Source organism: Leptothoe sp. EHU-05/26/07-4, assembly GCF_043421015.1.
GTDB lineage: Bacteria > Cyanobacteriota > Cyanobacteriia > Phormidesmidales > Phormidesmidaceae > Leptothoe > Leptothoe turfae.
In genome coordinates, this window is sequence record NZ_JAXSQV010000006.1 from 536,946 (window position 1) to 548,725 (window position 11,780).

The 11,780-nt window shown below is 46.4% G+C and carries 5 protein-coding genes and 1 pseudogene; 4 read left to right on the forward strand and 2 right to left on the reverse strand.

The window, feature by feature from the left end; all coding sequences use genetic code 11:
* The first annotated feature begins 250 nt into the window (after positions 1 to 250).
* The 3 genes from U2F10_RS24415 (at position 251) to U2F10_RS24425 (ending at position 7,404) form a co-directional block, all read left to right on the forward strand.
* A complete protein-coding gene (locus U2F10_RS24415; RefSeq protein ID WP_499873540.1) occupies positions 251 to 2,692 on the forward strand; it encodes a pentapeptide repeat-containing protein in 2,442 nt (813 codons plus the stop codon).
* Positions 2,693 to 2,696: 4 nt separating this feature from the next.
* A complete protein-coding gene (locus U2F10_RS24420; RefSeq protein ID WP_499873541.1) occupies positions 2,697 to 5,033 on the forward strand; it encodes an NACHT domain-containing protein in 2,337 nt (778 codons plus the stop codon).
* A gap of 178 nt (positions 5,034 to 5,211) precedes the next feature.
* Positions 5,212 to 7,404, forward strand: coding sequence for an NACHT domain-containing protein (locus tag U2F10_RS24425; RefSeq protein ID WP_499873542.1), 2,193 nt, complete (start codon positions 5,212 to 5,214; stop codon positions 7,402 to 7,404).
* 347 nt (positions 7,405 to 7,751) lie between these two features.
* Here U2F10_RS24425 and U2F10_RS24430 read toward each other — a convergent pair.
* Positions 7,752 to 8,212: pseudogene (locus U2F10_RS24430) on the reverse strand (hypothetical protein).
* A gap of 461 nt (positions 8,213 to 8,673) precedes the next feature.
* Between U2F10_RS24430 and U2F10_RS24435 the strand changes: the two are divergent.
* On the forward strand, positions 8,674 to 10,338 hold the full coding sequence (locus U2F10_RS24435) for a GMC family oxidoreductase (RefSeq protein ID WP_499873543.1): 1,665 nt from the start codon (positions 8,674 to 8,676) through the stop codon (positions 10,336 to 10,338).
* A gap of 292 nt (positions 10,339 to 10,630) precedes the next feature.
* On the opposite strand, the gene U2F10_RS24440 is transcribed toward U2F10_RS24435, so the two are convergent.
* On the reverse strand, positions 10,631 to 11,365 hold the full coding sequence (locus U2F10_RS24440) for a hypothetical protein (RefSeq protein ID WP_499873544.1): 735 nt from the start codon (positions 11,363 to 11,365) through the stop codon (positions 10,631 to 10,633).
* Between the last annotated feature and the right edge of the window lie 415 nt (positions 11,366 to 11,780).

Genomic DNA, 11,780 nt, shown 5'->3' on the forward strand with positions numbered 1-11,780 from the left:
CCACTCCTGTCAGCTCTGGCCTATCCTCTGTCAGCCTCTGCCCCCAGCCCTTGACCCCACCCCCCTCTGATTAAAAAGGGCGACCCGTCACCTAGCGGGAGTGGGCGGGGTTTCGTCGAGAGGTTTCGTCTGTAGCACCCCTTTTTCAGAATCACTTAGGCTTTTGTAGTACAAGTGAGCTAACAGCCAGTTCTGACCTGTCTCCTGCCTCCTCTTCTCGATTCCTTCCCCCCTGATCCCTCTTCTTCCATTGGCAATCCTCAATCCACTAGTAGAAGGAAAGCGAAAACTTTCAGATATTTCAGCTAGATTGCTGAGCGAATACGTAAGAATCCTATCAGGAGATACACTAACTAGCTTTAATGAGTTGAGAAGGGTTGCCGGATGGAGCCAGGCCATGAAAGCCGTTGAGGTAATGCGACTGTATCAAGAAGGTAGACGGGACTTCAAAGGAGTCAGTCTTAGAGATCAGAACTTTAAGGGTAAGGATTTGTCAGGTGCAGACTTTAGCGGAGCGGATATAAGGGGGGCTAATTTCTCAGGAGCGCAATTACATCAAGCAAACTTCAGCTATGCGAAGGCTGGTCTTGTCCCGCATTGGAAAATAGGACTTACAGCATTAGCTTACATTTTTGCGTATGGCTCAGGGAAAGTACTAGGTCTCTTTTGTTTTGTTGTGGTTGGGACGATCATTTCACTTCTAAGTCTTATTAGGAACCTTGAATTATCATTTGTAGGCTTCCTAATCTTAGTTACATTTATTGCTTGTTTCTCTGGCAGGAAGGAATTTTTATCAGTAATCAAAAGATTGAAATCATTATTTAAAGTCGGTATTCAATATCTGAGTTTAGTGATACTGTCTCCCATGCTTCTTGCAGGCTCTACAGGGGGATTAATAGGAATGTTTTTGGTCTGGACTAAAACTCTATCCTCTTCTTTTACCTTTCTCAACTACACCCAGGGTGCTGGTTTCCTGCTGATATTGATAGGAACTATTAGTTTTCAGTCAGGCATGCGCAGTGTGAATAGTGAAAATGATTTTGATCCTGGTAATTGGGTTCTTAGAATTGCTTCTTGGAGAGGAACTAGTTTCTCAAGATCGGAGTTAGTAGAAGCAGATTTCAATTATACAGATTTAAGATTTACAAATTTATCATATGCAACTTTATCTCGGGCTAGTTTCTATGAATCGAGTGGCTTAAATTTAGCCTATTTTAAGGATGTTAAACTTACTAACATGAGAGTGAGGCAATTAATGCTGAAGCGGGCTAGCCCTGGTGTTTATAAGGCTCGGCAACAAATTAAGAGTTATCGAGCAGGGTTAGGGGATTTTTCAGGATTAAATTTATCAAAATTAGATCTGAAGAACTCTGATTTGGCAGGTATAAATCTTACTAGCTCTTCTTTGGAGAAATCTAATCTAGAATCCTCTAATTTGCGAGATGCAGACCTTGAAAAAGCTCAGCTATCAGGTGCTGATTTGCGCTATGCAAATCTTAGAGACAGCAATATATCTGGCGGCACTCTTATAGGAGCTGACTTAAGGGATACAGAAGTTGATGGGCTGAATTTATCTGATGCAAATTTACAAGGAGCTAACTTTAGTGATTTAAATCTGAGATTTACGATATTTAGTAAATCGACCAAATTTCAGCAAGTTAATTTAAGTGGAGCAAATCTATCAGGCTTATGTATTAACGGCATGAATCTTCAAGGTGCTGACCTCAGAGATGCAAATTTATCCCAGATACAAGCATTAGGCACTAACTTTTCTAATGCTTTATTAACAGGCGCATGTATAGAGGATTGGAACATAAACAAAGATACAGTATTAGATGACGTTATATGTGACTATGTATATCTAAAGACAAGTAAAAGAGAGCGTCGTCCTAGTAGTCAAAATTTTAAGCCGGGTGAGTTTGCGGCTCTATTCCAACAAGCTGTCGATACCGTTGATCTCATTTTCAAGGACGGCATTGACTGGCAAGCGTTCTTCCAATCGTTTCAAGAACTTCGCAGTCAATACATCGACGATAATTTATCTATTCGGGCTATCGAGAGAAAACAAGGTGGCGCTTTTGTTATTCGAGTGGAAGTCTCTGAAGGTGCTGATAAGTCAGCAATTGAGAGCAGTGCGAAAGAACTCTATGAGATCCAACTCAAAACCCTTGAAGCTCAATACGAGAAGCAATTACGTCTTCAAGGCGAACAACACTCAGAAGAAATTCAACGTTTGATCACAGCAGAGCGCCAGGAAAAAGCAACGTTAATGGGTGTTCTAACCACGATGGCTAGCCAGCAGGGGCCGAAGTACGACCTCCGGGGGGCTCAGATCGCTGGTGGAGTAGCCGAAACGGTCCAGGGAACACAGTACGGTGGCACCATGAACAACTCCAACACCGAACCATCCTCCCTCTCCTCCCTTCCATCCCTCACCGAAGCCACCACCGAGATCCAAAAACTCCTCACCCCCTTAGAGGCCTCCAACCCTAAAGCCACTCAATCCGATCAAATCGCCTTCCTCAACCTCATGATCCCGCCCACCCGTCGTGAGCGATTTATCAGTGCGCTCCAATCTACTGGTAGTGATGACAGCGCTGACACCACCAACACCGCTCTTGAAGATATCCCCTACGGCGCACTCCTAAAAGCATTAGTCAAAAGTTGGCAATCGCCAGGGAGCGAAGAGTAGCCTCATGCTGGAAAGTGTCATCAGCGGTATTGCGGTTCCGATCTTTGAACAGCTGTGGAAAGCTGGTGGCAACCTTGGCAATAAAGTGGTTGGACAGATTCGTGAAGGTCAGCAGTATGTCGAGGATAAAGGACGGGTCCTCAAAGCCTCACGGGAATACCACAAAAAATACGAAGCCCGTCACGGACAAATGAAGATCATGCCAGGGCTGATGAAAGACCCTATTCCCCTGGACTCGATCTATACAGCGGTTAAGTTTCTGGATGATCGCAGTCGACGTTACTTTGCTACACCAGATGATCTAGAGCAACTTTATCGTGACCAGGGTAAACGTGGCTTTCAGGCAGCAGGCGAGCGACATGATGGTATGAGCATCGCTAAGGAAAAGCAATACCTGATGGTCCTGGGTGGACCCGGTATTGGTAAAAGCACTTTTTTGAGAAAGCTTGGGTTAGAAGCACTCAAAGGCCAGGAAGGACAGCTGAAGAGTAACCAAATTCCAGTTTTTCTCGAACTCAAAACCTTTAGAAATGAGAGTATCGACCTGGTAGGTGAGATCGCCAAAGAATTTGAAATTTGTGGGTTCCCAGATACTGAAGCATTTACAGCAGAATCACTTAAGCAAGGAAAGTTACTGCTCCTACTTGATGGTCTGGATGAGGTCCCTACTCTTAATATGAATCGGGTGATTGAGCAGATCGAAGCCTTTGCCACACAATATGACAAAAACACGTTTGTTACCTCCTGTCGTACAGCGGCCTATCACAGTAGCTTCAACCAGTTTAGTGATGTCACCATTGCAGATTTTGATGATGAACAAATTGAGCAATTTATTTATCGATGGTTTAGCTCTGAGTTAGACCAGGAGGCTGATACAGCTAATCATTATTGGGAGCAGTTGCAGGAGCCTGAAAACCAAGCGGCTAAAGAACTGGCCCAGACACCTTTGCTTCTGACATTTCTGTGCTTAGTTTATGAACGAAAACAAATGCTGCCAAATCAACGCAGTACTCTATATGAAAGCGCATTGGATCTTCTTTTAAGCGAATGGTCAGCCCAAAAGAGATTAAAGCTAGACTCCATATATCAGGGATTTCATCCCAAGCTAGAGAAAGACCTACTCAGCGAAATTGCATACACGAGCTTTGAGGAAGATCGCCTATTCTTTTCAAAAACAGAGATCACTGACTGCATCACCACCTACCTAGCTGATACCCTCGATGCACCTGAGTATTTAGATGGCCCAGCTGTCCTACAAGCCATTGAAGTCCAACAAGGCATTCTTGTAGAACGAGCCACAAATATTTATTCATTCTCCCATCTCACTCTGCAGGAATACCTCACAGCTCTGTATGTTGTTAATAATCGGCTTATTCTAGAGTTAGTCAATCAGCACCTCATCGATCAGCGCTGGCGAGAAGTTTTTTTACTGGTGATTGGATTGATGGGGCGACGTGGCAATGAACTACTTGAAGCAATTGATCAAAAGGCTAAAACAGGTATTCGTATCCAGCCGAGAGTAAGCTATTTAATTCAATGGGCAAGCCAAATTGTACAAGACTCTCCATCTGAGTGTAAGAAATTTGCAAAAGTAGCCATCGCCATTGCGATCGCTATTGCTATTGACAGTGACTTCAACAGCAGTAGTATTTTGGCTATCACCATGGCTATTGTTGATAACCATGCCAGCGAAATTATTATCGAAAGTGCCAGAAATATTGCCATTAACATTGCTAAAGTCAGTGTTCGCATCCGCGATATTGTTAACGAAATTGACAGCCCATTCAACGTTGAGGAAGTTTTCGAGCACAAGAGTGACTTCGACATCGATTGTGACATTGCCTTCAGTGACATTGCCTTCATTATCTTTGAGGACCCTGGCCTCAATTACAGTGATAACGATCGCATTTTTAATAACAATGAGCTGATCTGCTCTAGTGAAAGAGGAACTGACATTGAGAGAGCAATTGACATCGACAGCGATATCGACAATGCTGTCAACAGTGCTATCGAGTTTACTAAGTGTCTAAATCAACTAAAAATTTTCAATACATCAGAATTCAACAGCTTGCCTGGCAAGCTACTAAAGTTAAAGGGAAAAATGCCTCAACCATCTGCATCAGCTAATGAATGGATTAGCTATGCTGATGAACTTGAAGAAGTTTTTCCTATGGCCTTAGGCCTGAGCGTTGAGTCTATTTCCTTGTCAAAGGAGGAATGGAACTGCGTTCACGAATATCTGTATGCCTACGAACTCTTGCTAAGCTGTCAGCGTTCGGCTATTGGTATGTCACGTAAAGCCTGGGAGTTGCTTGAAGTGCGATTATTGATGATTGCTTGAAGTGGGTTTTGCTAGAAGCATAAACAGTTCTACTTATTCCACGTATTCCACAACCCTGTGGAAAAGGCTTTCTAAAATCCAGCTGAAGCAGCGTGCCATAGCTATCAGCAGTGATTAAACTTAATCCAAGGTGATTGCAGATACTTGCAGGTAAAAGGTAAAAGCAAAGGCAACGACTATGCTCGGTGACGTTATCAATGGAATCATCGGCCCCATCTTTGATACCACCTGGAACTTCCTAAAGTCCCAATACCATGAGGGGCTCAAAGATACCGAGCTAAAGCAAGAACGCCTCAACGCTCAACGTGCGATCGCACAAGCCTCCGCCAAGTATCACCAGAACTATTTAGAGCGCCATTGCAATATCAAGGTGCTTCCCGGCCTGATGAAAGAGGGAATGCCCCTGGACAAGATCTATACAGCCGTCAAATTTCTCAGGGATTCAGACCTCAAGTATTTTTCAACCTTGGATAACTTGGAGGAGCTTTACCGAGAATCCGGTAATCGTCGATTCAGGGTTGGTGAAGATGAACGCCAGGATGGGTTAACCGCTGCCAACAATGAGCAATACCTGATGGTGCTGGGTGGACCAGGTGTTGGCAAAAGTACCTTCTTACGAAAGCTTGGATTAGAAGCCCTGGAAAAACAGCTGGCTCATGACATGGTTCCAGTTTTCATTGAGCTTAAATCCTTCAGAAGTGAGGAAATGAGCCTGCAACAGGCGATCTCTGAAGAGCTAGAAATTAGTGGATTCCCTTATGCAGAGAGTCTGGTTGAGTCCATGCTCTCAGACGGCAAGATGCTTTTGCTGCTGGATGGTCTTGATGAGGTTCCATTTAAGCAAGTAGATAGCGTCATTGAGCAGATGAGAGATTTCTGCGACCGGCATAGTCAGAACCGTTTCGTGACCTCATGTCGTATAGCTGCCTATAAAGGTGGATTTAATCGGTTCGCTGATGTCACGATGGCTGAGTTCGATGATGAGCAGATTCAGGAATTCGTTCGGCGGTGGTTTAGTTCAGAACTGGATTTGGAGTCGGACACTGCTAAGGAATTCTGGGAGCTGATAGAACAACCGGAGAACAAGTCTGCCAAAGAATTGGCCCAAACCCCGTTGCTGCTTACATTCTTGTGTTTAGTCTATGACCGTTCTCAATCACTACCTCCTGTACGTAGTGACCTATATGGAAAGGCACTCGATATCTTGTTAGAGGATTGGGCCGCTGAGAAGCGGATTAAGCGAGACCCGATCTATCAGGGCCTTCATACTGGTTTGGAAAAAGAATTACTGTCTGAGATTGCCTATAACAGCTTCAAAGATGATCAGCTCTTTTTCTCAGAGCAGGAGATTACTGATCAAATTGCAACGTTTCTTGCTGATACGTTAGATGCTCCCAAATACCTTGATGGAGCTAAAGTTCTTGAAGCAATTGAGGTTCAACAAGGGATATTGGTAGAGAGAGCAACGAATACTTATTCGTTTTCTCATTTGACGCTTCAGGAATACCTCGCAGCTCGGTATATCAGTAGTAGCCAATGGCTTATTGAAGAATTGGTCAGTGAGCATTTAACAGATGAGCGCTGGCGAGAGGTGTTTCTACTGGTGTCAGGATTGGCAGGTAGGCATAGTCATGAACTCTTGCTAGCGATGGAACAGCAAGCGAATGTCTTTATTAGAGAGCCAAAGCTACAAGATTTATTGCAGTGGGCAATTGATCTAAGCGATAGTTCACTTCCTAGTAATCAAATACTGGCCTCAAGGGCGTGGCTTTCGTATGCTGCCATCGCCATTGCCAAAACCATAGACAGAGCCATTATCAACGCCATTTCCATTGCCTGCATCAGCGACAGAGACATCGGTGACGATGGCCCCATCAATAGTATCATCAACAATGCCCTCACCATTGCCATCGACAGAACCAGCGCCATGGACGATGGAATTGACAAAGGCAACGCCATAGACAGAGCCAGCTATGTCGCCAGCGCCAGAGCTATTGTCTTCTCCAGAACCATTGCCAACGCTGTCGATTACGAAGCACTTTTCAAGCAGCTAGAGAACCTGAAAGAACAAATTTCTTTAGAGAACCTGGAAGAACAAATCCCTTTTGATGAGGTCACGTCTGACAAATGTCAAAGTTTTGCTAAGCAGCTGATTGAAACGTTTCTAACCTTCTTTCACTTAGGAAAAGAGTTAATAACCTTCTCACCTGCAGAGGCCCAAGCCTTAGATAAGTACCTCTACGCCGTCAAGCTGATCATCAATTGCAAAAATGCAGCTGTTCGAGTCTCTCGCAAGGAATGGGAAGCGATTGAGTCCAGACTATTGACTGCGCCAGATAGAGCAATCGAGGAGGATAACCAACCCACCTGAGATCCCATCAATGCGGTGGTTGGTTACCAGGTGCGGGTACGTCGCGTGTACTTTGGGCCTGGCCGGTTTGCGGTGTCGGTGCCGGTGGTGGTGCCTGATGGGCAGGTGTTGCTATGCGTTGGCCAATGTGGGGGCGAGTGCGGGTGCGGATTGAGGTTTACTAGCAGATTGAAGCTCCCCCTCCCACAAAAAAGCCCCCACCAATCGGCAGAGGCTTAGAGTGTGTGTTGTACGGAGAGTCTGAGTGGAAAAAGGGTGCCCTGGGAATGAAGCCTTTCACAGATTACGGAGTCTGCACCGGGCACCCAAGCTTGTTCACCTGATGACCGCAACAGCTCAACGATCTGTTAGCGGACGGATTTAGTACGAGCATCCAGTGTGTCTAAGCGAACTTCCTGAATGTTATCGACAGCTTTAGTGCGAGCGTCTAGGGCTTCCAAACGAGCGGCTTGAATATCCTCAACAGCCTTAGTTTGGTTGTTCAGGTGCTCAAGACGTAGCTTATGGACGGAATTCTTAGTGCGAGCATCCAGGGCGTTTAAGCGCTCAGCCTGGATATTGTCTACAGCCTTGGTCCGAGCATCAAGAGCATCTAAGCCGAGCGGCTTGAATATCTTCAATGGCCTTGGTCTGGTTATTGAGGTGCTCAAGGCGTAGTTTGTGGACGGAGTTCTTAGTGCGAGCGATCTAGTTCTTCGAGACGGGTTTCTTGGATGTTGAAGCTAGCGGGCTCAACGGCAGAAGCCACGGGTGAGATCGCAGCGGAGGCAACGAGAACAGTTAAGGCGGAAAGAAGTGTGCGTTTCATGGTTAAAGCTCCTTTAGGAATCAGTGAAGTATTGGACTTGCTTCATTGATTACAAGAATGCCGGGGCTACCTGAACGCTATCTGACCGCTACCTGAAGGTTGCTTAAGGGGTTTCTGAGATTGGCTGAGGAAGTGTGGTGATGGGAGTCACAAGGGTGGTTGTTGGCAGAATTTGAGTCGATCGATATGGCTGTCGATATTGCTCGGTCGTTTACCGTGGGGGCTCTATGCTGAATCGCTACGTCGCGGGCCAGCTAATTAATTTGAAATTAACGGACTGGTTCACCCATTTTTATTTACCGTTCAATCCTGACCAGAATTTTCTACGCTATTGGGTGCAACCAGATAGTTAGGTTGCAATCACATTGAAAAATCACCCATAGGGGTACTGTCCAACTAAGAAGTTCCATCTTACTTGTTATGTAGAACATCACAAGTCGTCGTTAGTTGGGACAGAATCAATGCCATTTCAGAACAACTATGCCAATTTGGTTGTCGAAAAGCCTCAAGCCCACACCCGTCTGATCCGAGACTACGACGGTACCAATAAAGATTTTGACTTCATTATCATTGGTTCTGGAATGGGTGGCGGCATCTTGGCCGATGATTTGGCAGACCGCCTGGGGCAACGTCATCGCATTTTGATATTGGATGCGGGGTCATTCGTCTATCCAACGCATGTCTACAATATCAGCCGGATCCCCAACGCTTCTGTGGCTAGACATTTTGGAGTCGATAACTTTAAGCAGCCTCAAAGCGACTTCCATTTCATCGGTGAAATGCCCCAATTCGCTTTTGGTGGACGGTCCATTTTCTGGTCCGGCTTGATTCCAGAACCTCAAAGCTGGGAACTGGAATTCTTTCCCGATACCGTTCGTCAGGCTTTGAAGGCAAAGTACTTTAGCTTAGCCGCTGACCGGATGAATGAGTCCATCTCACTAGGCAAAAAAGCTCAAGACGTGGTGAACCATTTCCAAAACAGTTCTCTGAATGATGACTTCGTAATAGAGGAGGCACCTCGTGCTCTGCACCAGCCCTATCTCAACCCTGATGGTACACCGCGTGATCAGCTTTTTGTAGAGCCGACGGGTGTGTTTAACACAGCTGAACTACTCATTAATCAGGTCGGCTTAACCACACCAGACGTCAACCTCGATGGGCCAGGACTCTTCATCAAGCTCAACAGCTTTGTCGAAGCTATCAACAGTGTCCCCTTTGACTGGTATGAAGTTAAAACTACCGACACTATCACCGGAGAACAAACGAGTTTTTATTCGCCTAAAGTCGTGATTGCTGCGGGTTCTACGGAAAGTCCTAAGCTGGTCAATCGCTCGGCGGTTTATCAAAGTATGCCCGATAACATTAAACAGCTGGTCGGCTTTGGCCTAACAGATCATCCCGTTACCGGAGAGTCTCAGGCGTATGTTTCGTCACTAGGCAGTGTTGCGCTTAGTCGCCGCGATCACGCCAAGATCATCTTTTACTCACGCGGCAACCTTGACGCCAACGGGCATGTGAGCTTTCCCTTCAATATCGAAATGAATATTAATCACGAATACTGGCACTTGAGAAACAACGATCCCTCTGCTGAACCCGTTGTCGATGATACCAGCAAAACTCGTATAGACATCAAGTTCAGCTTTGCCAATTGCTTGGATGATGAGAACGGTATTCTCTCGCACGCGAATGATGGCTATACCCCAGACATTCGCTTCAAACGGTTTTCAGTGCTGGATGATTTGTTGCAGTCTCGATTCCCGGCTCTCGCGGGCTGGCGAAAAGGACAGCATGAGTTTTTCGATCTACTCAATCAAACGAGAGATCGTGTTTTCGCAGAATTCAATGATGTGGACGTTATGACCGGTGATTATGGTAGTGACGATGGCAAGCAATGGCCTTTTGGTTGGGGCACCGTACATCACGCCTGCGGCACCTTGCGAATGCCATGGAAAGCAAACCGTAACGCTGACTTCAATGATCAGTCGGTTGTCGATGAAGACCTCAAAATCCGAGGCACCACCGGCCTGTATGTTTGCGATATGTCTGTCATGCCCATCAGCACTGCAGCAAATCCTGTCCGTGCTCTTGCGGGGCTAGCTTTAAGATTATCGAACCATTTGGGCTAAGAGAGTCAGCAGCACTTCATACGCAACACACAAAATACATTGGCAGAATTAGGCCTTGCATTAAAGGCGTTGTGCTTATTTGTGTCTGATTCCGACGAAGTGCATCGGCCCTTTCGACTCGATCTTAGGATTCATGGCAAATTTCTATCTCATTCTTTAAGAGAACGACTTCCTTCGTGGTCATCACTGACAGCGCATAACGACTGCGTAATCGGGCGGCGACGTTGCGCGTTGATTTCAGATTCCGCCGGATTCGCCGCTCCGGTTCACGCAATTGTTAGCCTGAGTTGTCCTATACGGGAGACAATAGCCACACACCATACGGATTGTGGAACAGATCATCCGACGGAAACATGATGCAAGGCGATTGGCACACGCGATATCTTGGGGCGGTTGCGTCAACGCTGAATGTCTCGTTGTCGTGAATCGATGGATCTTCAAACGCGATGTACCGTAAAAACTGGTGAAGAAGATGTGCCGCATCGTTGGAAGTGATATCTGCGGTTACAACAGCGTCACGGTGGCCGATACTGTGCATGCCGCAAGAGTAGAACGCCCCATCACCCCCAACGTACGTGACGAATGCATTCATGACGGCAAGCGGCAATTCATCATCTGCCCATTCGGTCCATTGAGCAGGCGAATGGGCAATCCCTGTTGATTCGATTTTGACAGCGATTCCGCCGCAATTGAGCAACGCTTTCGCGGCGTGCATAAGGTTACGCGCACTATCGAACGACCCCCCATCTACGCTGAGGTAGATCGTGTGCGTGTGCTGTTCAATGGCGATAAGTTCAGCTTCGGATAACCTGCCACCGCCTGCGATTTCAAACGCCCCACGCAGTTCAGGATCGCGATCATAAATCTCTAGAGTACACGACCACTTTGTGTCGATGTGCATCAGGAGCATTCCGGCGTAGAGATATCCGCCGCTGTTCTTGGCGATGGCCGTGACAATATCGGAGCGGTCGGTCCATGCACCGGGAATACCGATGACGATCTGCGGGAGTTCGGACACTTGATTCATTGGTTGAGCGACGACTTTGCAGCATAACTGCTTAATCTATGGAAACTTTCTGGAGAAACACCTTATAAGCATATCGCCCAGAAACTTTCTCGATAGCACTCTGAGTCTTGAAGGGTTGAGATCGTTTGAAGCACTTAAAGGGGTGGAAGGGTTGAGATCGCGTTTTACCTTTGACGGTTTCAAAGACTCTGGGTAGACACAGGGGGACTCACACCCCCATGACTGGCACACTGACTGTCACATCACACTCAAATACGGCTCACATTTCAGAAAAAGTTATCCGAGGGTCGCCCACGGGTCGCCCAGTGGTCGACCAAAAGTTATCCGAGGGTCCTCTGAGGGTCCTCCGAGGGTCCTTTTAGATATCTCTGGGATATTTCTGAGGTACCCATGCGATCACCTTGACCTATGCGAT

Coding starts and splice junctions, on each gene's coding strand:
- U2F10_RS24420 (WP_499873541.1), top strand. CDS start 2,697: ATGCTGGAAAGTGTCATCAGCGGTATTGCGGTTCCGATCTTTGAACAG.
- U2F10_RS24425 (WP_499873542.1), top strand. CDS start 5,212: ATGCTCGGTGACGTTATCAATGGAATCATCGGCCCCATCTTTGATACC.
- U2F10_RS24435 (WP_499873543.1), top strand. CDS start 8,674: ATGCCATTTCAGAACAACTATGCCAATTTGGTTGTCGAAAAGCCTCAA.
- U2F10_RS24440 (WP_499873544.1), bottom strand. CDS start 11,365: ATGAATCAAGTGTCCGAACTCCCGCAGATCGTCATCGGTATTCCCGGT.